The organism is Actinomycetota bacterium (assembly GCA_035697485.1).
In the GTDB taxonomy this organism is placed as follows: Bacteria; Actinomycetota; UBA4738; order UBA4738; family HRBIN12; genus JAOUEA01.
The window spans coordinates 215,024-236,544 of the sequence record DASSCU010000005.1 but is presented as its reverse complement, the minus strand read 5'-3'; the positions used below and the strand labels follow the sequence as shown (position 1 = coordinate 236,544).

23 protein-coding genes, 2 tRNA genes and 1 other RNA gene are annotated in these 21,521 nt (G+C 70.5%); 13 read left to right on the top strand and 13 right to left on the bottom strand.

Annotation, left to right across the window (positions count from 1 at the left end; all coding sequences use genetic code 11):
* Window positions 1-40: 40 nt before the first annotated feature.
* Window positions 41-1,063: an alcohol dehydrogenase catalytic domain-containing protein gene (locus VFI59_01620; protein ID HET6712396.1), complete on the top strand. Its 1,023-nt coding sequence runs from the start codon at window positions 41-43 to the stop codon at window positions 1,061-1,063.
* A gap of 14 nt (window positions 1,064-1,077) precedes the next feature.
* On the opposite strand, the gene VFI59_01615 is transcribed toward VFI59_01620, so the two are convergent.
* Window positions 1,078-1,536 carry a hypothetical protein gene (locus VFI59_01615; GenBank protein ID HET6712395.1) on the bottom strand — a complete coding sequence of 153 codons (459 nt, stop codon included), beginning with the start codon at window positions 1,534-1,536 and terminating at the stop codon, window positions 1,078-1,080.
* Between the two features lie 145 nt (window positions 1,537-1,681).
* Between VFI59_01615 and VFI59_01610 the strand changes: the two genes are divergently transcribed.
* Both VFI59_01610 and VFI59_01605 read left to right on the top strand, forming a co-directional pair.
* Window positions 1,682-2,269, top strand: coding sequence for a sigma-70 family RNA polymerase sigma factor (locus tag VFI59_01610; GenBank protein HET6712394.1), 588 nt, complete (start codon window positions 1,682-1,684; stop codon window positions 2,267-2,269).
* Window positions 2,266-3,441: a DUF4349 domain-containing protein gene (locus tag VFI59_01605; protein ID HET6712393.1), complete on the top strand. Its 1,176-nt coding sequence runs from the start codon at window positions 2,266-2,268 to the stop codon at window positions 3,439-3,441. The genes VFI59_01610 and VFI59_01605 overlap by 4 nt, the downstream gene beginning before the upstream one ends.
* Here the strand turns inward: VFI59_01605 and VFI59_01600 are convergent.
* The 4 genes from VFI59_01600 to ffs form a co-directional block, all read right to left on the bottom strand.
* Window positions 3,404-3,970: a DUF4272 domain-containing protein gene (locus VFI59_01600; protein HET6712392.1), complete on the bottom strand. Its 567-nt coding sequence runs from the start codon at window positions 3,968-3,970 to the stop codon at window positions 3,404-3,406. The two genes, VFI59_01605 and VFI59_01600, sit on opposite strands and share 38 nt — an antisense overlap.
* Before the next feature lie 14 nt (window positions 3,971-3,984).
* On the bottom strand, window positions 3,985-4,578 hold the full coding sequence (gene recR / locus VFI59_01595) for a recombination mediator RecR (GenBank protein HET6712391.1): 594 nt from the start codon (window positions 4,576-4,578) through the stop codon (window positions 3,985-3,987).
* A 2-nt stretch (window positions 4,579-4,580) separates the two neighbouring features.
* On the bottom strand, window positions 4,581-6,398 hold the full coding sequence (gene dnaX, locus VFI59_01590) for a DNA polymerase III subunit gamma/tau (GenBank protein HET6712390.1): 1,818 nt from the start codon (window positions 6,396-6,398) through the stop codon (window positions 4,581-4,583).
* An 88-nt stretch (window positions 6,399-6,486) separates the two neighbouring features.
* An RNA gene (ffs, locus tag VFI59_01585) (signal recognition particle sRNA large type) lies at window positions 6,487-6,752 on the bottom strand.
* A 44-nt stretch (window positions 6,753-6,796) separates the two neighbouring features.
* Between ffs and VFI59_01580 the strand changes: the two genes are divergently transcribed.
* Entirely contained in the window at window positions 6,797-7,540 is a 744-nt protein-coding gene (locus VFI59_01580; GenBank protein HET6712389.1) for a ZIP family metal transporter, read from the top strand.
* Between the two features lie 71 nt (window positions 7,541-7,611).
* Complete coding sequence (locus tag VFI59_01575; GenBank protein HET6712388.1) at window positions 7,612-9,330, top strand: alkaline phosphatase family protein; 1,719 nt, start codon at window positions 7,612-7,614, stop codon at window positions 9,328-9,330.
* Between the two features lie 42 nt (window positions 9,331-9,372).
* On the opposite strand, the gene VFI59_01570 is transcribed toward VFI59_01575, so the two are convergent.
* Window positions 9,373-10,170: a GNAT family N-acetyltransferase gene (locus VFI59_01570; GenBank protein HET6712387.1), complete on the bottom strand. Its 798-nt coding sequence runs from the start codon at window positions 10,168-10,170 to the stop codon at window positions 9,373-9,375.
* A 67-nt stretch (window positions 10,171-10,237) separates the two neighbouring features.
* Here VFI59_01570 and VFI59_01565 point away from each other — a divergent pair, with 67 nt between their 5' ends.
* On the top strand, window positions 10,238-10,936 hold the full coding sequence (locus VFI59_01565; GenBank protein HET6712386.1) for a haloacid dehalogenase-like hydrolase: 699 nt from the start codon (window positions 10,238-10,240) through the stop codon (window positions 10,934-10,936).
* Window positions 10,937-10,941: 5 nt separating this feature from the next.
* The gene (locus tag VFI59_01560; protein ID HET6712385.1) at window positions 10,942-11,868 is read left to right on the top strand and encodes a GNAT family N-acetyltransferase; all 927 of its coding nucleotides are present in this window, start codon (window positions 10,942-10,944) and stop codon (window positions 11,866-11,868) included.
* Window positions 11,869-11,889: 21 nt separating this feature from the next.
* Here VFI59_01560 and VFI59_01555 read toward each other — a convergent pair.
* Window positions 11,890-11,976 (bottom strand) — tRNA-Ser (locus VFI59_01555).
* A gap of 9 nt (window positions 11,977-11,985) precedes the next feature.
* A complete protein-coding gene (locus VFI59_01550; protein HET6712384.1) occupies window positions 11,986-12,234 on the bottom strand; it encodes a hypothetical protein in 249 nt (82 codons plus the stop codon).
* A 137-nt stretch (window positions 12,235-12,371) separates the two neighbouring features.
* On the opposite strand from VFI59_01550, the gene VFI59_01545 reads away from it, so the two are divergent.
* Window positions 12,372-13,460, top strand: a complete 1,089-nt coding sequence (locus tag VFI59_01545; protein HET6712383.1) for a LamG-like jellyroll fold domain-containing protein — start codon at window positions 12,372-12,374, stop codon at window positions 13,458-13,460.
* A 90-nt stretch (window positions 13,461-13,550) separates the two neighbouring features.
* On the opposite strand, the gene VFI59_01540 is transcribed toward VFI59_01545, so the two are convergent.
* A tRNA-Ser gene (locus tag VFI59_01540) sits at window positions 13,551-13,640 on the bottom strand.
* A 97-nt stretch (window positions 13,641-13,737) separates the two neighbouring features.
* Here VFI59_01540 and VFI59_01535 point away from each other — a divergent pair.
* On the top strand, window positions 13,738-14,139 hold the full coding sequence (locus VFI59_01535) for a cyclic nucleotide-binding domain-containing protein (GenBank protein ID HET6712382.1): 402 nt from the start codon (window positions 13,738-13,740) through the stop codon (window positions 14,137-14,139).
* Here VFI59_01535 and tadA read toward each other — a convergent pair.
* Complete coding sequence (gene tadA / locus VFI59_01530) at window positions 14,124-14,615, bottom strand: tRNA adenosine(34) deaminase TadA (protein HET6712381.1); 492 nt, start codon at window positions 14,613-14,615, stop codon at window positions 14,124-14,126. The two genes, VFI59_01535 and tadA, sit on opposite strands and share 16 nt — an antisense overlap.
* A gap of 1 nt (window position 14,616) precedes the next feature.
* Window positions 14,617-15,015, bottom strand: a complete 399-nt coding sequence (locus VFI59_01525; GenBank protein ID HET6712380.1) for a metallopeptidase family protein — start codon at window positions 15,013-15,015, stop codon at window positions 14,617-14,619.
* 17 nt (window positions 15,016-15,032) lie between these two features.
* Between VFI59_01525 and VFI59_01520 the strand changes: the two genes are divergently transcribed.
* The 3 genes from VFI59_01520 to VFI59_01510 all read left to right on the top strand — a co-directional run bounded on the left by VFI59_01520 (window position 15,033) and on the right by VFI59_01510 (window position 18,694).
* A complete protein-coding gene (locus VFI59_01520; GenBank protein ID HET6712379.1) occupies window positions 15,033-16,370 on the top strand; it encodes a nicotinate phosphoribosyltransferase in 1,338 nt (445 codons plus the stop codon).
* The gene (locus tag VFI59_01515) at window positions 16,367-17,584 is read left to right on the top strand and encodes an alpha/beta fold hydrolase (GenBank protein HET6712378.1); all 1,218 of its coding nucleotides are present in this window, start codon (window positions 16,367-16,369) and stop codon (window positions 17,582-17,584) included. Before VFI59_01520 ends, VFI59_01515 begins: the two co-directional genes overlap by 4 nt.
* A gap of 84 nt (window positions 17,585-17,668) precedes the next feature.
* A complete protein-coding gene (locus VFI59_01510) occupies window positions 17,669-18,694 on the top strand; it encodes a hypothetical protein (protein HET6712377.1) in 1,026 nt (341 codons plus the stop codon).
* On the opposite strand, the gene leuD is transcribed toward VFI59_01510, so the two are convergent.
* Together leuD and leuC are read right to left on the bottom strand one after the other, a co-directional pair.
* Window positions 18,648-19,232: a 3-isopropylmalate dehydratase small subunit gene (gene leuD / locus VFI59_01505; GenBank protein ID HET6712376.1), complete on the bottom strand. Its 585-nt coding sequence runs from the start codon at window positions 19,230-19,232 to the stop codon at window positions 18,648-18,650. The genes VFI59_01510 and leuD overlap by 47 nt on opposite strands.
* A 1-nt stretch (window position 19,233) precedes the next feature.
* The gene (gene leuC / locus VFI59_01500) at window positions 19,234-20,643 is read right to left on the bottom strand and encodes a 3-isopropylmalate dehydratase large subunit (protein HET6712375.1); all 1,410 of its coding nucleotides are present in this window, start codon (window positions 20,641-20,643) and stop codon (window positions 19,234-19,236) included.
* Between the two features lie 86 nt (window positions 20,644-20,729).
* Here leuC and VFI59_01495 point away from each other — a divergent pair, with 86 nt between their 5' ends.
* On the top strand, window positions 20,730-21,512 hold the full coding sequence (locus tag VFI59_01495) for an IclR family transcriptional regulator (protein HET6712374.1): 783 nt from the start codon (window positions 20,730-20,732) through the stop codon (window positions 21,510-21,512).
* The last annotated feature ends 9 nt before the right edge of the window (window positions 21,513-21,521 follow it).

Below are 21,521 nucleotides of genomic sequence, written 5' to 3'. Positions count from 1 at the left end.
CCTTCCGCCCCGCGAGCTCGCCCGAACGTACCATCGCGGCATGCGAGCCTGGCTCCTGAACGACACGGACGGACCGGGCTCCTACACGCTCGCCGAGGTGCCGGCCCCGCGGCCCGGTCCCGGCGAGGTACGCGTGCTCCTGCGCGCATCGGCCCTGAACCACCTCGACCTCTGGGTGGCCCGTGGCATGCCTGCACCGCCGTCTCTCCCCCACGTGAGCGGCGCCGACGGCGCGGGGGTCGTCGACGCGATCGGCGACGGGGTCGATGATCCCCGGCTGGGCGACGAGGTGGTGATCGACCCCTCGACGTCGTGCGGTGCATGTCCCGCGTGCATCCGCGGCGATGTGCCGTTCTGTCGCGACTTCCGTATCGTCGGCGAACACCGTTGGGGCACGCACGCCGAGGCCGTCGTCGTGCCCGCCGGGAACGTGCGGTCCAAGCCCGGTTCGCTCTCATGGGAACGTGCCGCCGCGGCAGGACTCGTCGCGTCGTCGGCGCTGCGCATGTTGCGTCGTGCCCGGTTCGAACCCGGCGACGACGTGCTCGTGGTCGGCATCGGCGGGGGCACCTCGACCGCCGCGTTCCTCCTGGCTCGAGCGCTCGGCGCACGCCGCTTGTGGGTCACCACCAGCGACGTCGACAAGCTCCGGTGGGCCGCCGACCATGGCGCGACGGGTGGCAGCCGCACGTCGGATCGGTTCGACGAGATCGTCCGCGCCGAGACCGAGGGTCGGGGCGTCGACGTCGTCGTCGACAACGTGGGCACGTTGACGTTCGAGCGGTCCCTACGGTCCCTGGCTCGCGGAGGCCGCCTCGTCACCAACGGCTCCACGACGGGCCGGACGGCGGACGTGCACCTCGCGACGGTCTTCTGGCGCCAGCTCGAGGTGATCGGTTCGACCATGAACGACCACAGGGAGTTCGCCGACGCCCTGCAGCTCGTGGGCAGCGGCGCGGTCGAGGTCCCGATCGACGCGACGTTCGGCTTCGAGGAGTTCCCCGCCGCGCTCGAACGCCTCGACGCAGGGCGTCAGCTCGGGAAGATCGTGCTCACGCGCTGACGGTCTTGGGTCCGTCAGCGTCGACCGAAGGCGTCAGCCTCGCGGTGCTCGGGGGGGTTCCCGAAGACGCGCCGACACCACGCCGCGGCGGCCGCCACCAGGAGCCCTTCGAGGAACAGAGCCCACACCGGCGCGAGCGACGAGAGGCCGTCGGCATCGCTCCCCTGCCAACCGTCGAGCTCACCGAAGAGCGATCCTCCCGCGTCACGGGCGAACAGATCGACGGCGAGCGCGACGATCGCCACACCGAGGATCGTGACGATCACCACGATCGATCGCGGACGGCCATGCAGGAGCACGAGACCGGCGACGAGCGAGACCCCGCCGAGGGCCGCAGCCATCGCGGCGGTCGGGGTGAACGAGGCGAAGCCCCACGAGGTCGCGTCCCACGTCGACCACGTGAGGAACGCGCCGAGCACGAACACGAGCGATCCGGTGCCGATGAGCATCCATCCCAGGACGCGGCGAGCCATCATCCGACGCTACACCCGGGACACGGGAACCTCGCCTGCCCCTCTGGGCGTCACACCGCGTGTCACACGCACACATCCCCGGGGCATGATCGGTCGATGCAGACCGCACGACCCGACCCGCGGGCCGGACACGAGAGGTGAGGCCGTGCCCGAAGAGCGCACCGACACGGAACTGCTGATCGCCTCGCGTACCGAGCCCGAGGCCTTCACCGAGCTCTACCGGCGTCACGCCGAGGACCTGCTGCGCTACTTCGCACGGCGCACGCTCGACCCAGAGACCGCGGCCGAGCTCACGGCGGAGACGTTCGCCGAGGCGTTCGCCTCGAGGGCGACGTATCGAGACCAGGGAGTGAACGGCGTGGCATGGCTCTACGGCATCGCGCGGCACCGGCTGGGGCGGTTCTTCCGCAGCGGCAAGGTCGACGCGGCGGCCCGTCGGAAGCTCGGCATGCCGGAGCGAGACCTGCCGCCCGAGGACTACGAGCGAATCGAGGACCTGATCGACTTCGTGCCGATCCGTCGAGCGTTGGTCGAGGCGCTCGAGACGCTCAGCCCCGACCAGCGCGAGGCGATGCGCCTGCGCGTGATCGACGGCCTGGGGTACGCCGAGGTCGCCGAGCGCCTGAAGTGCACCGAACAGAGCGCCCGGCAGCGGGTGAGCCGGGGGCTGAGGAAGATCGCGCTGTTGCTGCAGGAGCGGGGGATGCAGCTCACCACGGAGGTGGAGGCATGAACACGGACATCCACTCGCTCCAGCTGCTGGAACGAGACCTCGAGGAGGTCGCCGCGAGCGAGCGCGAGCGGATCGCCTCGGTCGACCAGGCGCTCGACGGTGGCGCCGGCGGGCCGCGCCGCCTTCCTCGGCGCGGACGCGGCGGCGGTCACGCGTGGGGCGGAATCGCGGCGGCGTTGGTCGCCGTGCTCGTGCTGGCCGGCGGTATCGGCTTCCTGTCGCAGGGTGGCGGCGACGACGAGGCTACGTCCGGCGCCGGCGACTCGGGCTCTTTCCAAGAGGTAGGCGGCGCGGTGTCGGGTGGCGGCACCGGTTCGAAAGCCGATCTGCCGCAGGCCACTCCCGCTCCCGCTCCCGGGACGGAACGGGGGAACCTGTCGGAGGAAGCCGCTTTCGAGGGGTTCGCCGCAGATCAGGCAGCGCCGGGGGTCGGCTCGGGCGGACGAAACCTTCAGGGCATCGGGGCGGTACCCGAGCAACAGGGCGACCTCACCAAGATCATCCGGGACGGCCGCATCGGCATCGTGATCGCCGACGGCTCGTTCTCCAAGGGTGTTGCCGGCGTGACCCAGATCGCCCGCCGCAACGGCGGATTCGTGCTCGAGTCGAGCTCGCGCGACGAGCGGAGCGGGGCGCTGACGCTTCGTGTGCCGGCCAAGCGTTTCGACGACACGATGCTGGCGCTGCGCGCCCTCTCCGGTCAGCTCGACGGCGAGGTCGAGTTCCAGGACATCACGGGGCAGGACGTGACGGCCGAGTTCATCGACCTGCAGGCGCGCCTCGACATCCTGAAGGACCGACGGGAACTGCTGCTCGACATCCAGGCCGACGCGACGTCGACGTCGGAGATCCTGCGGCTGGCGGCGTTGATCGACGACGTGCAGCTGCAGATCGAGAACATCCAGGGCCGGCTGAACTTCCTGAAGGACCAGGTCGCCGAGGCGACGATCAAGGTCGAGGTGCGCGAGCGCGACGTGCAGCGCGAGGACCCGGGTCCCGATCCCGAGAACCCGAGCCTCACCGAGTCGTTCGAGCTGGCGGTGCAGGGGTTCCTGCGCATCGTCGGCGCGGTCGTCGTCGGGCTCGGTTACCTGATCCCGCTCGGCGTGATCGCGCTGATCGGCTGGGGTGTGGTCAGGCTGGTGCGGCGTCGCGATCGCGGAGCCAGCTGAGCGCCCGGAAGCGCTCGGCCGCCGCCGAGGCCACGTGCGCGTCTTCCCCCGCGCGACCCTCGGTGGCGCCGAACCAGGCGTCGGCCTCGAGCCAGGCCGCCTCGATGCGATCGTCGGGACGCAGGCGGCCTTGGGCGCGGAACGCGTCGACCGACCCGTAGCGCGTGACGGCCTGGTCGAGACGCTGCTGCTCGAACTCCAGCCCGTACTGCGGCATCTCCTCGAGGTGCTCGAGGGCCCAGAGCAGAGTGCCCAGGGCCTCCTTGCGCCACATCGCGTCGGCGACGGCCTCGCGCGGCCAGGAGCCCGACGAGCCCTCGAACAGCCGGCGCTCGGCAACGGTCACGGCCGGCCACACACCCTCGCGCTCGAGCCATGCGTCGGTCTCGCGACGCGCCGCCTCGGCCTGCCGGATGCGACCCGGGTCACCATCGGTCTCGGCCACCACGTATTCGATCGTGCCTCGGCGCACGAACGCGTAGAGCACGAGGGCTCGGTCGCTGACCTCGCCGGCGGAGGGTCTGGTCATCGAAGGGACGGTTCTCACATCTCGCGGCGGCCGTCGAGGGCCTGGGAGAGCGTGACCTCGTCGGCGTACTCGAGATCACCGCCGACCGGCAGGCCGCTCGCGAGCCGCGTGACCCGTACCCCCAACGGCTTCAACAGCGCCGCGACGTACATCGCGGTCGCGTTCCCTTCGAGGTTGGGGTTCGTCGCGAGGATCACCTCGGTCACGTGGTCACGATCGACGCGGTCGAGCAGCTCCTGCACGCGCAGATCGTCGGGGCCGACGCCGTCGAGCGGGCTGATCGCCCCGCCCAGGATGTGGAAGCGCCCCTTGATCAGCGCCGCCTTCTCGATCGTGGCGGCATCCTTGGGCTCCTCGACCACGCAGAGCAACGTGCGGTCGCGGGACTCGTCGCGGCAGATGCGGCAGAGATCGCCTTCGGCGACGTTGCCGCACTCGCGGCAGAACGCGATACGGTCCTTCGCCTGTACGATCGCGGCCGCGAGGCGCTTCGCGTCGGCAGGGTCGGCCTTCACGAGCCAGAACGCGAGCCGCTGCGCCGACTTCGGCCCCACGCCGGGAAGCCTCGCCAGCTCGTCGATCAGATCTTGGATCGGGCCCTCGTACACGGCTACTCCGCCGGCTCCGTCTCAGCGGCGACCTGGGCGCCGAGCATCTCTTGGACCCGCCGGAGGGCCTCGGCTTCGTCGACGACCTCGTCCTCGTCGACGATCTCGACGGTGGCCGGACCTCCGGCGTCACGGACCTCCCGCACGACGCACACGATGTCGGGCCTGACGCCGAACAGGTCCCCCAACGCCGCCTGCAGCTCCGGCTTCTTCCCCTCGACCTTCTGCGGTCCCACCTTGCGGTCGGGCGGGAACGCGAGCTCGAGCGTCGAGCCGTCGTAGCTGGCGACCGTCGCCGACTCGAGGATCGCCGCGAGGATCATCTGTCGGTTCGCGGAGAGATGCTCGAGCAAGGACTGCCACGAGCGACGCAGCAGGGCGACGTCGACGCTGCCGGCATCGGCTGCATGCGGCACGGGCATCTGGACCGTGGGTTCCTCGGGTGTGTCGGTGCCGCCGGCGGTGGTCGCCGAAGGGGCCTCGTTCGGCTCCGGGGCGGCCGGCGCTCGATCGCCGTCGTCCGGGGGTTCGCTCGCCTCCACGGACACGACCGGGACCGGTGGTTCGATCGGGGCGATCGGTTCGACGTCGTCGGCGGGGCCCTTCGGTGTCGGACCATGAGCGACGTCGGCCGTGGTCGGCACCACGGCCCCGGGGTCGAGGTTGGCGAGACGCTCGAGGCGCTCGAGGCGCGTGAGCAGGGCCGCGGGGTCGTCGTCGGTCTCGGGCATCGTCGATCGCACGAGCGCGAGCTCGAGCGACAGACGGGGGGAGGTCGTCCACCGCATGTCGTTCTGGGCAGCCAGCAGTAGCGCCAGCACCCGGGCGAGCTCGGCGGGCGAGAACTTCTCCGCCTGGATGCGCAGCGTCTCGTACGCGTCGTCGGGCACGTCGACGAGGTCGGTCTGGCCGGGGGCGGTCTTCACGAGGAGCAGGTTGCGGTAGTGCGCGAGCGACTCGGCGGTGACGTTGCGAAGGTCCTGGCCGTCCTGCACCAGTCGTCCGACGATCTCGAAGACCCCTTTCGCGTCGCCGATCGCCACCGAGTCGGCCAGCTCGTGCTGCACCTCGCCCCGGGGAGCCCCCAGCAGCGTGCGCACCACGTCGTCGTCGATCGTGGCCCCGCCGAGCACGCCGGCCTGATCGAGCAGCGAGAGCGCATCACGAGCGGAGCCCTCGGCCTGGCGTGCGATCGCGTGGGCCGCGGACGGCTCGATGGTCTGCCCCTCGGCATGGGCCACCGCGACGAGGTGGGCCGCGAGGTCGTCCATCGTCAGACGACGGAAGTCGAACCGCTGGCAGCGCCCCACGATCGTGGCCGGCATCTTGTGCGGCTCGGTGGTGGCGAGCACGAACCGCACGCCTGGTGGGGGTTCCTCGAAGACCTTCAGCAAGGCATCGAATGCCTCGCGCGATAAGCGTTGCGCCTCGTCGATGATGTAGACCTTCTCGCGACCCTGCACCGGCGCCGTCGGCGCCTTCTCGCGAAGCTCGCGCGCGTCCTCGACGCCGCCGTGGCTGGCGGCATCGATCTCGACGACGTCGAGGTGGGAGCCGTCGCGTACCGCGACGCACTGCGAGCAGGTGCCGCACGGCTCCGCCGTCGGCCCCTGCTCGCAGTTGACCATCTTGGCCAGGATGCGAGCGGTCGACGTCTTGCCCGTGCCACGCGGCCCGCAGAACAGGAACGCGTGGTGCAGGCGACCCTCACGGATCGCGCCGGTGAGCGCACGCACGACGTGGTCCTGACCGAGCACCTCGGCGGGCGTCTGAGGCCGGTACCTGCGGTACAGGGCCTGGTGCTGCGTCTCCTCCGCCACGTGCCTCCTACCCTCCACGCCGGCCGCTCCCCGCCGGGCCACCGGATCGTTCCGCCATCACGCCCCCCCGCAGGAGGGAGAAAGGTGGCCGTGCACCCGCCTTCGACCACGGATGACTCGGTCGCTACCTGGAACGGCAGCTCCAGCCAGGCGTCCCTGCGGCACCCACCGGCTTCCGCTTACGGCTGCTTCCTTCCGGACCTGACCGGGTTCGCGGGCCGATGTCGCGCAGGACCCGACCTTCAACGCTCCGTTCCGAGGGCTGCCCCGGACCTTCCGGGCCTCGGGCGGGGATTCAGCCCCGCTGAAGCGGATCGCGGGTACAGGGCACCGCTAGCTCCCCGCCTAGCACGGCCAGGGGCAGTATACGTGGGGGGTCCGACGAGCGGAGGCGGGCGATGGACGACGTGGTGCGAGCCGGGCTGTGGGGATTCCTGGCCGCCTCTGCCCTGCCGCTCGGCGCCCTCTTCGCGATACGCTTCACGCTCTCGACGCGCACGGTGGGCGCGATCATGGCCTTCGGCGCCGGGACGTTGATCACGGCGGTGACGTTCGAGCTGGTCGATCAGGCGTTCGAGCGGGCGGATCTCTGGCCGGTCGTGCTGGGGTTGGGCCTCGGCGCCGCCTCCTTCACCGTCGGTGACGCGATCCTGGTGAGCTCCGGTGGTCGACGACATCGTGGACGGAGCACCGCGCCGGTCCCCCAGCAGGGAGACGGCGGCCTGCCGATCGCCCTCGGTGCCGTGCTCGACGGCTTCCCGGAGTCGCTCGTGCTCGGCATCTCGCTCGCGAGCGGCGGGGCGGTGAGCCTCACGTTCCTCATCGCCGTCTTCGTCTCGAACGTGCCGGAATCGTTGGCGTCGACGCGCGGCATGCTCGAGACCGGCTACCGACGAGGTCCCGTGCTGGGGCTCTGGCTCGCGGTCGCTCTCCTCAGCGGGATCGTCGCCGCCTTCGGCGCGTCCCTCGACAGGCTCGACCAAGGTGTCGTGGCGATCGTGCAGTCCTTCGCTGCCGGCGCATTGCTCGCCCTGATCGCCGACTCGCTGCTGCCGGAGGCGTACCGGGACTCGGGGCTGCGGACCGGTCTGTTCGTCGTGCTCGGGTTCGCGCTCGCGTTCGCTCTCACCGCCCTCGACTGACGGGGAACGCCCTTCGCCCGCGGTACCCTGGGAGCCCCATGCCCTCGTCGGCAACCCTCCGTAGACGTTCGATGCTGGTCACCGTGGTCGTCCTCGTGGCGATCGGCGGTGCTGCCCTCGTGTGGCCGAGCTCCGGCGGGTCGAGCCCCGCCGCGCCGCCAGCCGCGGCGGCGGCCGACCCGTCGACCGTGACCCCTGCGCCGTCGGACGCTGAGACGGCCGCGCCGGACCGACTGGCCCGCCGGGTCTGCGAGGCCGTGCCGAGAGAGGTGCTGGTACGCACCGTCAACGGCACCCACCTCGTGCGGAGTGGTGACCTGCAGATGATCACTCCGTACCCGGACTACGTCTCGTCCGGGCTCACGCACGCGACCCCGTTCGACCACACACAGGAGGTGCCGCTGCTGCTGTACGGACCGGGCATCGTGAGGGCCGGCGTCTACGAGGAGCCGGCGACGCTCACCGACGTGTCGCAGACCGCCGCGTCGATGCTGGAATTCGACGGGTTCACGGCCCCTGACGGCCGGGCACTCGACGAAGCGCTTCTGCCCGTCGACCAGCGGACGCCGCCGAAGCTGCTCGTCACGATGGTGTGGGATTCCGCCGGGGTCGACCTGCTCGAGCGGTGGCCTCGGTCGTGGCCGTACCTGCGGCAGCTGGCACGGCGAGGTGCGTGGTTCACGGACGCGCAGCTGAACTCGGCACCCGCGAACACCCCCCCGAGCCACGCCACGATCGGCACCGGCGCCTACCCCCGTCACCATGGCTTCGCCGACGAGTACATCTGGATCAACGGGTCGCTGCAGAAGCCGAACGCCGAAGGCCCGACCTTCATGAAACTGCCGACCTTGGCCGACGCCTACGACCTCGCGATGGGCAACGAGCCGATCGTCGGCGCGGCGGCGAGCCTCTCGGCGCACCTGATGATGATGGGCCACGGGCTCGCGTGGCACGGCGGGGACGACGACATCGCGGTCGCTCGTGAGGTGCAAGGCGCGGCGACCGGCGGCGACGACACCGCGAACGAATGGGGCCTCACCGACGGCATGCGGCCGTACTACCGCATGCCCGATTGGGTGAACGACGACTCGATCGACGCGTCGTTCGAGCAGGCGAAGACCGCGCTCGACCAGCGCGACGGCAGCCTCGACGGCCTCTGGCGCGGCCTCTCGATCGAGCAGATGGCCGACGGCTTCAACACGCCGGCACGATCTCCGTACCAGACCACCCTGTTCGAGGAGCTCGTGAAGCGGGAGGACTTCGGACGCGACCGCGTGCCCGATCTGCTCTACCTGAACTACAAGATCATCGACACGATGGGCCATCAGTTCTCGGCCGACGGCGAGGAGATGACCGACGGCCTCGAGATCCAGGACGCGGAGCTTCGCCGGTTCGTGCGGTTCCTCGACGAGGAGGTCGGCCGCGGCGAGTGGGCGATGATCCTGACCGCCGATCACGGCATGCAGCGCGACCCGGCCGCGATCGGGGCATTCCTGATCGACATCGAACGGGTGAGCGCCGCGGTCGAGGCCGCGTTCGGCGGCACGGAGTTCCGGCCCGTGATCTTGAAGGCGCGACCGACGCAGATGTGGCTCGACGAGAAGTTGCTCGAGCGCGAGGGTTACACGGTGGAGCAGGTGGCGGACTTCGTCGCCGGCCTCACGCAGTCCGAGGTCGCGACCACTGCGGGTACCCAGCCCGGCGAGGCGAACGATCCGGCGTTCCAAGCGGTCTTCCCGACCTCGACGATCGAGCAGCTGCCCTGTCTGCCCGCGTCGATGCGCGCCTGATAGCGGCCGGCACGGAACCCGTCGACGGTTCCGAGCGGCTGCTCACGGGAGCCGGGCGGCCTCGGCGTCGATGTCGACGCCGGCGGCACCGCGGACCCATACCTCCCACTCGGACACCGCCTCGAAGCCGAGTCGCTCGTACATCGACCGTGCCTCGTCGCTCGGGTGCAGCCAGGCGAGGTCGGCGCCGGGGAACGCGCGCGCCGCGCACACGGTCAAAGCCGATCCCAGCCCTTCTCCCCGCGCAGCCGGCACCACACCGACTCCCATCACACCGGTCGTGTCTCGATCGCGATACGCGGAGGCGATGCCGGCCGGCTCGGTCCCGCGCCACGCGACGAACATCACCGCGTCAGCCGCCCCGAGGGCGGTGGCCCCGTAGAAGGCCCGGCCGATCGCGGGGTCGTCGCCGAACGCGAGGACCCCGACCTGCACGAGGGCCTCCGCATCCTCGGGGCCCTCGACCTCGCGGATCACGACCCCGTCGGGTATCGATACGTCGGGCAGCGCCCGGGGATCGGCCACCATGCCGGGTCGCTCGATGATGCGCGTGAGGCCCATGGAGCGGACCGCCGCATCCACCGTCGGGTGACGCCCGGCCTGCAGATCGATGCCGAACTGCAGGCCCCTGCGCGCGAACTCGGCCTCGGCGGCGTCGAACGCAGCCCGCGCGTCGCGCGGTTCCGATCCGACGATGACCGAGCTGAGCGCGGGATCGGCGAGGTTCGCCAAGGCGAGCACGAGCCCGTCGATCTCGAGCACCTCGGCCCCCGCGACGTTCGCCCTGCGAGCGCGCTCGGCGACGACGAGTCCGTGTGCGAGTCGTTCGGCCGGCTGCACGGTCCGAGTCTGCCAGGATCGCCGACACGACGCCGGAGCGGATCAAGCCGTCGATAGGCTCGTGCGCATGAAGGTCGGGGCCGTGATCGTGGACTTCGACGGCACCGCGTGCCTGCACGACGTGGCCGAGCACCTGCTCGAGGCGTTCGCCGTGGGGGACTGGCGCTCGCTCGACGAGGGCTGGGAACGGGGCGAGCTCGGGTCGCAGGACGTCGTCGCGGCGCAAAGCGCGATGCTCGCCGCCGACCGCGTGACGCTCCTCGACCACGTGCGGGTGCACTGCCCGATGGACCCCACGTTCGCACCCTTCGTGACCTGGGCGCAGGAGCAGGGCATCGAGGTCGCCCTCGCCTCCGACGGGTTCGGCTTCTACATCGAGCCGTCGCTCGCGGCCGCAGGCGTGCCGCCGGTCCCCGTGATCACGAACGAGCAGATCTGGAGCGACGACCGCCCCGGTGGCCTTCGCTTCGTCAACCGGCACCCGGAGTGCCTCGGGTGTGGCACGTGCAAGATGCAGGCCGTGCGTTCGCGCCGGGGCGCGGACACCGCCGTGGCGTTCGTCGGCGAGGGCTCCAGCGACCGATATGGAGCCCTTTACGCCGACGTGACCTTCGCGAAGCTCGGATTGGTCGCACACTGCGAGCGCGACGGCGTGCCGTTCGTGCCGTGGACCGACTTCGACGACGTCCGTCGATGGCTCGAGAGCGCCGAACCGCTCCCAGGGCCCGTCTCCCCCGAGCGTTGCCCCGGCTGGACCGTACCCTGAACGCCATGCACCCGATCGACCTTCCCGAGGGCTACATCGCGCGACCGTCGACGCCCGGCGATCTCGAGGCGACGTTCCAACTCGTCGCTGCTGCCGAGGAACACGACGACGGAGCGGCCGAGATCGCGCTGAGCGACATCGCGGCCGAATGGGAGCGACCGGACTTCGACCTCGAGACGATGTCGATCGCCGTCTGGCGCGAAGAGGAGCTCGCTGCCTCCGGCGACGTCTTCATGGGACGGGCCGAGGTCGACGTCGCACCCGCCCATCGTGGCCGTGGACTCGGATCGGCGCTGCTTCCGTGGACGTGGGCCGTCGCACGAGCCGACGGCAGGAACTCCGTCGGGCAGACGGTGTCGGACAAGCGCACCGACGCCGTGGCCCTGTTCACCGAGCACGGGTACGAGGTCGGCCATACCGCGTGGGCGCTGCGCATCGATCTCGACGACGAGCCGCCGCTGACGCCCTCGTTGCCTGAGGGGCTCGCGTTCCGCGACTTTCGCCCCGGCGAGGACGACCGCAGGATCTTCGAGGTGATCGACGTCGCGTTCGACGAGTGGGACGATCGCGAGTCCCACGGGTTCGACAACTGGGCGCCGGCGTTCCTGCACCGCGACGAGGTCGTACCCGGGCTCGTGCCGCTCGTGGTCGACGGCGACCGCATCGTGGGCGTGGCACTCAACTACCACTACGGGCTCGACGACGACGTGGAAGGCTGGACCCAGCAGCTCGCCGTCGACCGCGAGTATCGGGGCCGGGGGCTCGGTCGCGCCCTGCTCCAGGAGAGCTTCCGGCGGTTCCACGGCATGGGCTACCGGCGCGCGGGGCTGTCCACGGATTCACGCACGGGGGCGCTCGGGCTCTACGAACACGTCGGCATGCGGGTGCGATCGAGCTTCACGCGGTACACGAAGCAGCTCACCGACGACTGAGCAACGCCACGCGTGATCGGGCGGTGGCCGAGGGATTCGAACCCTCGAGGGAGTTGCCCCCCTACACGCTTTCCAGGCGTGTCCCTTCGGCCGCTCGGGCAGGCCACCGCGACGAGTCTAGCGAGCGGTCGGGGCGCGAAGCGCGGCCACCACCCCGTCGACCTGCCGATCGACGAACCGGACGTCGACCGCGCGCCCCTCGGCATTGAGGTGGTACCCGTCGTCCGCAAACCATTCCGAGTGGGCGTGGCTCTTCGACCACCAGCGGATCACGTGGACCTTGTCGTGGGCGCAGGCGCACGCGTTCAGGGGTCGTTGTTCGGCTCCTCCCAGGGGGCGCGGCACCGTGATCGTCACGAGGAACACGCGCCGCTTCGGGCCCGCGGAGCAAGGACGTCGGGAACGACCCGACGGATGAGCGGGGCACGATTTGCGCCGCTCCTCGACCCGTGGCAGAGTCGTTTCTCGACAGCGCACCTCTTGCCCGCAGAGAGGGTCGGACCGTGTCCAGGGGGATCCGCAGACGGTCGTCGTTCTTCGCGCTCGCGGTACTGGTCCTGACGGCCTTCGCCGTGCCGCAGGCGGCGGCTGCGGCCGTCTCGGGCGACTACCGTTTCCAGGGTTCGCTCGTGAGTTCCGTGGGAACTGCCCCCGACCTCGTCGAGATCGGGAAGGGCTCGAGTGCCTTCGCCGACGAGGACGTGCACGGAGACGTGCGTACGGTGCTCAAGTTCGCTCGAGGCACCGGGCTCAGCCTTTCGCCGGCGGCCGGCACCATCGACAGCCACGAGTACACGATCGAGGTCCTCTTCCGCTTCCGCCATCTCGATGGTTGGCGCAAGATCGTCGACTTCAAGAAGGGCTCGGACGACTCGGGGCTGTACACCCTGAGCGGGCATCTGAACTTCTACCCTGAGGCGACCGCCCCCGTGGCGACGGTGGACGTGAACACGTTCGCGCAGGTCGTGCTGACCCGCGACGCCTCGGGTGTGGTCGCGGGCTACGTCGACGGCATGCGGCAGTTCCGCTTCCGGGACACGCAGGACCTCGCGGTGATCGACGCCGAGGACACCCTCCGGTTCTTCAAGGACGACAGGGTCACGAACGGCAACGAGTACTCGGGCGGCGCGGTGTCGCGGATCCGGCTGTACGACGGTCCGCTCACCGCGGACGAGGTCGCCGCGCTCGCGTGCGGCGAGATCCCGAGCACGGTGTGCGGCACGGCCGGCGACGACGACATCGCCGGCACCGCGGCCGACGAGGTCATCCTCGCCGGCGCCGGTGACGACGCCGTCGACGGAGGCGGAGGGAACGATGTGATCGTGGGTCAGGGCGGGGACGATGTGATCGTCAGCACCGACGGTGACGATGTGCTGCTCGGCGGCCCCGGCATCGACTCCCTCTCGAGCGGCGCCGGTGACGACGTGCTCTGGGGAAGAGGAGACGCCGACCTCCTGTCGGGCGAGGCAGGTCGCGACCGCCTGCACGGTGATGCGGGCGCCGACGTCTTGAACGGTGGCGGTTCGAGGGACAGATGCTTCGGAGGCCCCGGACGCGACGAGTACCTGCGTTGCGAGCTGGAGCGAGACTAGCCCGTTCGCCGGCGTCGCGAACCGTCGTCACCGCATCGTGATGCGAACGAGTGCGCACCGACGGGTGCGCACTCGTTCGACACCCACTCGCGGAGGCGGCGTGATTTGAACACGCGAGGGGCGGTTTAGACCCCTAACCGCTTTCGAGGCGGTCCCGTTCGTCCGCTCCGGCACGCCTCCGTCGACGAGTCTAGCAACGCGCGTCTCGCGGTTCCGTGACATCATCGCGACGGGAGCCGGGTGTCGGAGCCGGGCCTGAGGAAGCCGGAGGCGCTGCGTGGACGCGAAGGACCTCGAGGCCGTGCCCCTGTTCGCGGGGTTGTCGAAGAGGGAGCGCCAGCACGTGGCGAGCTACGCCGACGTCGTGGACCTGCCCACCGGTTACCACCTCTGCGATCAGGGCGCGTTCGCGCACGAGTTCTTCGTGCTCCTCGAGGGCGACGTCGAGGTCACCCAGGACGGCCGGCACCTCACCGACCTCGGGCCGGGCGACTTCTTCGGCGAGGTCGCGCTGATCGAGGGGGACCGGCGCACCGCGAGCGTCGTCGCCTCGACCCCGATCACGGCGATCGTGATGCACCAGCGGGACTTCGATTCGATGCAGCGGGAACTCCCGCACGTGGCCGAGAAGATCCACGAGGCCGTGCACGCCCGGTCGCCTCGTCACCACGACGACTGATCTGCGAGGCCGCCGCGACGCTCCCGGAAGAACGCGCGCAGCACCTCGCCGCACGCGTCGCCGAGCACGCCGGACGTCAGCTCCACGCGGTGGTTGAGGCGCGGGTCGCGCACGAGGTCACCGAGCGAGCCGGCGAACCCCGCCTTGGGATCTCGGGCGCCGAAGACCACCCGATCGATCCGCGCCAGCACGATCGCACCGGCGCACATCGCACACGGCTCGAGGGTCACTATGAGCGTGCACCCGTCGAGGCGCCACGACCCGGTGCGACGGGCGGCCTCACGCAGCACGAGCATCTCCGCGTGGGCGGTCGGGTCGCTCAGCCGTTCCCGGGCGTTGCCCGCCGCCGCGATCACGGCGCCGCCACGCACGATCACGGCACCCACGGGGACATCGCCGGAGGCCACGCACGACCGCGCCTCGTCGAGCGCCAGCCGCATCGCGGCCTCGTCGTCGAGGTAACTACTCTGAACCATACTAGTAGCGGTCGATCTCGTGCAGCCGCTCGTCGTCGATGCCGAAGTGGTGCGCGATCTCGTGCACGACGGTCTCGCCGATCACGCGCTTGAGGGCCGCATCGTCGTTCCCGGCTTCTGAGGCGATCGGCACCGCGAACAGGGTGATGCGATCGGGCAACACGCCCGTGTAGTCGCTGCCCCGCTCGGTCAGCGGGATACCCTCGTAGAGCCCGAGCGTGTCGGGATCGACGTCGTCGGGGGGATGGTCGTCGACCAGCACCTCGACGTTGTCCAGGGCGCGGTGCACCCACTCGGGCAGCGCATCGAGCGCGTCGGCGACCAGAGCCATGAAGCGTTCCTGGTCGGGCGGCGTGCGACCTGACGGCAGGCGGTCGGGCGACATGCGACCTGACGACATGCAGGTAGCCTACGCGCATGCCCGGTGGGCTCCTCACCGACCTGTACGAGCTCAACATGGCGGCCAGCTACCTGCGCCGCGACATGGACGGGCTCGCGACGTTCAGCCTCTACGTACGGGGACTCCCGAAGGCGCGAGGGTTCCTGGTCGCGGCCGGCCTCGAGTCCTGCCTGGACTTCCTGGAGTCGTTCTCGTTCACCGACGACGACCTGGTCGCGCTCGGTGCGATGGGGTTCGACGATCGGGCGCTCGAGGACTTCTCGACCCTGCGGTTCGAGGGAGAGGTCTGGGCGGTGCCGGAGGGGCGCATCGTGCATTCCGAGGAACCGATGCTCGAAGTGACGGCACCGGTCGCGATCGCTCAGGTCGTCGAGACCGTGCTCCTGAACCAGATCACGCTGCACACGACCCTCGCGTCGAAGGCCGCCCGTTACGTGCTCGCGGCCGAGGGACGCCAGCTCGTCGACTTCGCCTTCCGGCGCACGCACGGGGTGGAGGCCGCGATGGCGATCGCGAGGGCGAGCGCTCTCGTGGGGTTCGCCGCCACGTCGAACGTCGAGGCGGCTCGCCGCTACGAGCTCGCTGTGGCGGGCACGATGGCGCACTCGTTCATCGAGGCGTTCCCGACCGAGGGCGAGGCGTTCCGCGCATTCGCCGAGGACCACCCGAGCCGGACGACGTTCCTCGTCGACACGTACGACACGTTGGGAGGCGTGCGTGCGGCGATCGACACGATCCGGGAACTCGGGCTCGAGGACGCCCTGGGCGTCCGGCTCGACAGTGGCGACCTCGACGTCCTCGCTCGAGGTGCCCGGGCGCTGCTCGACGGGGCCGGCCTGCCCGAAGCGCGCATCTTCGCCAGCGGCGGCCTCGACGAGCTCGAGGTGCACGAGCTCGTGCGCGCCGGCGCGCCGGTCGACGCGTTCGGGATCGGCACGCAGATGGGCGTGTCCGCCGACGCGCCCTACGTCGACTCGGTCTACAAGCTCGTCGAATACGACGGTCGCGCCGTCATGAAGCTCTCGTCGGAGAAGGTGAGCCCACCCGGCCGCAAGCAGGTGTGGCGGCGCCCCGACGGTGCGAACGGCGACGTGCTCTCGTTGCGAGACGAGGAAGCCCCCGACGGCACCGAGCCGATGCTCACACCTTTGATGCGGGAGGGACGCCGTCTCGAGCCCTCGCCGACGATCGCCGAGGCCCGCGCTCGGTTCGAGACCGACCTGGCCCTCGTGCCGCAGAAGGCGCGGCGGCTCACGCATCCGGAGCACGTGAGGGTGAGACACAGCGAGGCCCTGCGTTCGCTCACCGATCGCACCCGCGACGAGGCCGAGCGACGGGCGGGGGTCACGGGATGAGCGACCGGCCCGCCCCCCGGCCCCCGGACGTCGCGGAGCGACGGCGTCGCTGGCCCTGGATCGTCGGCATCTCGCTCGTCGTGCTCGTGGCCCTGTTCTACCTGGGCGGCGGGTGGTACTTCTCCAACGTGCTCGACGAACGCGCGCTCGACGCGGCGGCGATCCGCGCGGCGACCGAGCAACTCGAACCCAATGTGGAGGTCGTGGAGCTGTCCGACGCCGACGGGGTCGCCGCCTCGATCACGCTGCGTCCCCTGGTCGACGATCTGGGGGTGGCCGCGGAAGGGGTTCAGGGGCTGCGGTGGGCCGATGGGTACGGTCGCCTCGAGCCCACGGAGACGGCCGACGGCGAGACGCTCGACCGCCGCTTCGCCCTGATCCAGGGCGATCTGCCGCTGCCCGGCACGCCCGCCGAGCTCGACGTTCGCGCGTTCCCGATGGATCCAGCCGAGTCCGGCCTGGGGATCCGGTCGCTCACGGTCCCCGGTCGGTTGGGCGACTACCCGGCGTGGCTCGGCGCGGCCGACGGCCCGACGTGGGCGATCGTCGTGCACGGGAACTCGCTGTCACCGGCCGACGGGCTGCGCATCGTGCCGATCCTCACCGAGGCCGGGCTCCCCACTCTCGTGGCGACCTATCGCAACGACCCCGGCGCGCCCGAGGACCCGAGCGGCAAGCTCCGGTACGGCCTCACCGAGTGGCAGGATCTGGAAGCGATGGTTCGGTACGCCCTCGGGCAGGGGTCCGACGGCGTCGTGCTCGGCGGCTACTCGATGGGCGGCGGCGTCGTGATGGCCTTCCTGCAGCGCTCGTCGCTCGCCGAGGAGGTGCGCGCGGTGATCCTCGACGCGCCGATGCTCGACTTCTCGACGACGGTCGACGACAACGCCTCACGCGAGACGCTTCCGCTGATCGGCCTGCCCCTGCCGCAGTCGCTCACCTCGGTCGCGAAATGGATGGCCGACCTGCGGTTCGACGTCGATTGGCCCCAGCTCGACTACCTCGCGGACACGAGCCGCTACGACGTGCCGTTCCTGATCTTCCACGGCACCGACGACACGACCGTTCCGATCGGGACGAGCCGTACGTTCGCGGGCCTGCTGCCCGAGCTGGTGCACCTGATCGAGTGCGAGGGGGCCGAACACATCGGCTGCTGGAACCTCGATCCCGAAAGCTACGGCGCCTCGGTGCAGGCGTTCGTGGACGGGGTCTAGGTCGAACACCGGTTGTGCCACGAGCCCCGCGACCCGTAGGGTTCCGCGAGACACCCGAACCGATCCCCCCGGGGGAGGGCGCACATGAAGACCGCGATCCGTCTCACGATCATCGCCGCGTTGGTGCTCGTCGTCGTTCAGCCCGCCGCCTCTGTGTTCATCAACCCCGACCTCGTGAAGGGCACCTCGCTGTTCGAGGGGTTCGGTGCGGGGACGCACATCGGCACCCGTCGCCTCTTCGCGTGGTCGAACGAATCGGGTCGAGGGGGGAACGGGCTCGTGGCGTTCGCGGAGACGAACGGAGGAACCCTCACCCTCATCAACGCACGGCGGACCGAGGCGTTCGTCGGCGGATTCGATCAAGGCACGGATCGGGTCGTCTACCAGCAGGTTCGGCGGGGCGAGAGCGACCTGTTCCTGTTCGACATCGGCGCTCGCGAGCGCACGGCCCTGCGCGCGCTGAACGACGGGCACTGGCAGTGGAACCCGTCGATCGACACGCACCGGGGGACCACGTGGTTCGCCTACGGCGTCAACCGCTTCGGCAGTCCCGCGGCGAAGTGGAAGTTCTATCTCCACAACGGCGAGACGGGCGAGCGGATCCTGCTCGACGAGACGACCAACCGATGCGGGTGTCTCTTCCCTGGCACGATCGCGTATCCGTGGGTGACCTGGGCGGTGGGTGACGACGCGACCGCATGGCGCTACGACATCAGGACGGGCGAGCGCACTCCCCTGCTGCCGACCGATCGCGACGAGTACGGCGTCGCGGTCACGCCGGACGGCACGGCCTACGTCGCGCAGGGCGGCGATCGATGCGGGTCCAACTCGGAGCTCTACCGAGTCGATCCGGACGGCACCCCGTTCCTGCTCCACGAGTTCGCAGAGGGCCGAGAGGGAACGAACCTCAGCGTCGACACCACCGGCCCTCGGGATCGGCTGTACTTCGACCGTCGATCGTGCCGGGCCGGGTCCTCAGACATCCTGCGGCTGCGACGGGCGGAGTCGATCGGCGAGCCGGCCGTGCCGGCGCGTGGGGCCGGCGGCCCCGCGGTGGGTGCGGTCAAGCGGTCGGGAGCCAGCTCGGGCGCGTCGCCTCGAACGCGCTGATCTCCTCCTCGTTGCGCAGCGAGAGCCCGATGTCGTCGAGGCCCTCGACGAGCCGCCAGTGCGTGAACTCGTCGATGTCGAACGTCTCGTCGAGCCCCGGGGCCCGCACGGCGCGGGCGGGCAGGTCGATGACGATGCGCGTGGTCGGATCGTCGAGCACCGCGTCCATCAGCGCGCGCGCCGACTCGGCCCGCAGCTCCACCGGCAGCAGGCCGATCTTGAAGCAGTTGTTGCGGAAGATGTCGGCGAAGCTCGGGGCGATCACAGCCCGGAACCCGTAGTCCTCGAGCGCCCACGGCGCGTGCTCGCGACTCGAGCCGCTGCCGAAGTTCGCGCCTGCGATCAGGATGCTCGCGCCTCGGTACCGCTCGTCATTCAGAACGAAGTCCGGGTCCTTGCGCCACTCGTCGAACAGGAACGGTCCGAACCCGGTGCGCTCGATGCGCTTCAGGTACTGCGCGGGGATGATCTGGTCGGTATCGACGTCGGAACGATCGAGCGGCACCGCGGTGCCCTCGATCACGGCGATCGGCTCCACGTCAGACCACCGCCTTGGGCGGCAGCTCGTCGGGCGTGCCGAATCGCCCGAGCACGGCCGTCGCGGCGGCGACGGCGGGGCTCACGAGGTGCGTTCGCCCGCCCTTGCCCTGGCGCCCTTCGAAGTTCCGGTTGCTCGTGCTCGCGCTGCGGTCCCCCGGCTGCAGGATGTCGGGGTTCATGCCCAGGCACATCGAGCACCCTGCGCCCCGCCAGTCGAACCCCGCGTCGGTGAATACGCGATCGAGCCCCTCGGCCTCGGCCTGCAGCTTCACGGCCACGCTGCCGGGCACAACCAGCGCGCGCAGGTCGGGGGCGACCCTGCGCCCGCCCACGATGTCCGCGGCGAGCCGCAGGTCTTCGATGCGCGAGTTCGTGCACGAACCGAGGAAGATCGTGTCAGGCCGGATCTCCCGCATGGGGGTTCCGGGCCGCAGATCCATGTACGTGAGCGCACGGGCGGCCGCGTCTCGCTTCGACGGTTCGTCGAAGTCGTCGGGTTCGGGCACGGCCTCGTCGATCGTGACCGACTGGGCCGGGTTGGTTCCCCAGCTCACGTAGGGCTTCAGCTCGGCGGCATCGACCTGGACCTCGGCATCGAACATCGCGTCGGGGTCGCTCGGCAGGGTCCGCCATGAGTCGAGCGCGGCTTCCCAGTCGGCCCCCTTGGGCGCGTGCGGCCGGCCCTCGACGTAGGCGAAGGTCGTGTCGTCGGGTGCGACCATGCCGGCGCGGGCGCCGCCCTCGATCGACATATTGCAGATCGTCATGCGCCCTTCCATCGACAGGGCGCGGATCGCGGACCCGCGGTACTCGAGCACGTGGCCGACGCCGCCCCCCGTCCCGATGCGGTTGATGATGCCGAGGATGATGTCCTTCGCGCTGACGCCCTCGGGCAGGTCGCCCTGCACCGTGATCGCCATCGTCTTCGCGGGAAGCTGCGGCAGGGTCTGGGTCGCGAGCACGTGCTCGACCTCGCTCGTACCGATGCCGAAGGCGAGGGCACCGAACGCGCCGTGGGTGGACGTGTGCGAGTCACCGCAGACGATCGTCATGCCGGGTTGCGTGTAGCCCATCTCGGGGCCGATCACGTGCACGATGCCCTGCCCGACGCCGCCCCACGGGTACAGGGTGATGCCGAACTCGTCGGCGTTGGTCTGCAGCGCCTGCATCTGGCGGGCGCTGGTCTCGTCGGTGACCGGTCCGTCGGTCGTCGGCACGTTGTGATCCATCGTGGCGACGGTGAGATCGGGGCGGCGGACGGTGCGTCCGTGCATGCGCAGGCTCTCGAAGGCCTGCGGGCTCGTCACCTCGTGCACGAGGTGCAGGTCGACGTAGAGCAGGTCGGGCTCGCTATCGGCGCGATGCACCACGTGCCGGTCCCACACCTTCTCGGCCAGCGTCTGGGCCACGATGCTCGACCTCCAAGCTCGATCCGGGTAGAGCGACGTCCCAAGGTTGTTCCACTATATGGAACTGTGATACCGATATATGGAACATGAAGATAACAGATGCCCACGGGACCCGCGAGATCGCCGAGTCCTCCGTCGGCGTCGTCGACAGAAGTATGGCCGTGATCGATGCCGTCCAGCACGGCGCGAGGACACACGCGGCCGTCGTGGCGGCGACCGGGCTCCCTCGGACGACCGCTCATCGTCTCCTCGGATCCCTCGAGCACCATGGGCTGATCGAGCACGCCGGGGGGCTGGGCTACCGACTCGGTCCCCGGTTGCTGCAGATCGCCGCCGCCTCGCTGCAAGAACCGTCGCTGCGCGCGGTGGCGCACCCCGCTCTGGAGCGTCTGGTCGAGACCACCGGCGAGAGCGCGCAGCTCTACGTTCGGTCGCTGGAGGGGCGGGTCTGCGTCGACGGCGTCGAGTCCTCGAGCGAGCTCCGCACCTTCGTTCCCGTCGGGGCCGAGCTGCCCATCTGGGTCGGTTCCGCCGGCAAGGTGTTCATGGCGTGGACCCCGGAACCGACGCGCAGCCAACTCGTCGGGCGCGCCCGACCCCTCACCGCGTCGACCCCGGTCGATGCACGGCTCCATCGACAGCTCGCCACGGCGCGGCGCCTGGGGTGGGCCTCGAGCGCCGGCGAACGTGAGGACGGAGTGGGCTCGGTGAGCGCGCCCGTGCTCGGTCACCACGATGAGCTCGTCGCGGTGGTCTCCATCTCGGGCCCGACATCGCGCGTCTCCCGGATCGACGCCCGGCGCTACGCCCCGGCCGTGACGGCCGCCGCCCGCGAGATCGAGGCCTCGCTCGGCGTGGCGCGGACCTGACGGCTTCCC

Excerpts from the sequence above, each read along its gene's own strand:
- VFI59_01620 (HET6712396.1), top strand. The coding sequence starts at position 41 with ATGCGAGCCTGGCTCCTGAACGACACGGACGGACCGGGCTCCTACACG.
- VFI59_01615 (HET6712395.1), bottom strand. The coding sequence starts at position 1,536 with ATGGCTCGCCGCGTCCTGGGATGGATGCTCATCGGCACCGGATCGCTC.
- VFI59_01605 (HET6712393.1), top strand. The coding sequence starts at position 2,266 with ATGAACACGGACATCCACTCGCTCCAGCTGCTGGAACGAGACCTCGAG.
- VFI59_01600 (HET6712392.1), bottom strand. The coding sequence starts at position 3,970 with ATGACCAGACCCTCCGCCGGCGAGGTCAGCGACCGAGCCCTCGTGCTC.
- VFI59_01580 (HET6712389.1), top strand. The coding sequence starts at position 6,797 with ATGGACGACGTGGTGCGAGCCGGGCTGTGGGGATTCCTGGCCGCCTCT.
- VFI59_01575 (HET6712388.1), top strand. The coding sequence starts at position 7,612 with ATGCTGGTCACCGTGGTCGTCCTCGTGGCGATCGGCGGTGCTGCCCTC.
- VFI59_01565 (HET6712386.1), top strand. The coding sequence starts at position 10,238 with ATGAAGGTCGGGGCCGTGATCGTGGACTTCGACGGCACCGCGTGCCTG.
- VFI59_01560 (HET6712385.1), top strand. The coding sequence starts at position 10,942 with ATGCACCCGATCGACCTTCCCGAGGGCTACATCGCGCGACCGTCGACG.
- tadA (HET6712381.1), bottom strand. The coding sequence starts at position 14,615 with ATGGTTCAGAGTAGTTACCTCGACGACGAGGCCGCGATGCGGCTGGCG.
- VFI59_01525 (HET6712380.1), bottom strand. The coding sequence starts at position 15,015 with ATGTCGTCAGGTCGCATGTCGCCCGACCGCCTGCCGTCAGGTCGCACG.
- VFI59_01520 (HET6712379.1), top strand. The coding sequence starts at position 15,033 with ATGCCCGGTGGGCTCCTCACCGACCTGTACGAGCTCAACATGGCGGCC.
- VFI59_01515 (HET6712378.1), top strand. The coding sequence starts at position 16,367 with ATGAGCGACCGGCCCGCCCCCCGGCCCCCGGACGTCGCGGAGCGACGG.
- VFI59_01510 (HET6712377.1), top strand. The coding sequence starts at position 17,669 with ATGAAGACCGCGATCCGTCTCACGATCATCGCCGCGTTGGTGCTCGTC.
- VFI59_01495 (HET6712374.1), top strand. The coding sequence starts at position 20,730 with ATGAAGATAACAGATGCCCACGGGACCCGCGAGATCGCCGAGTCCTCC.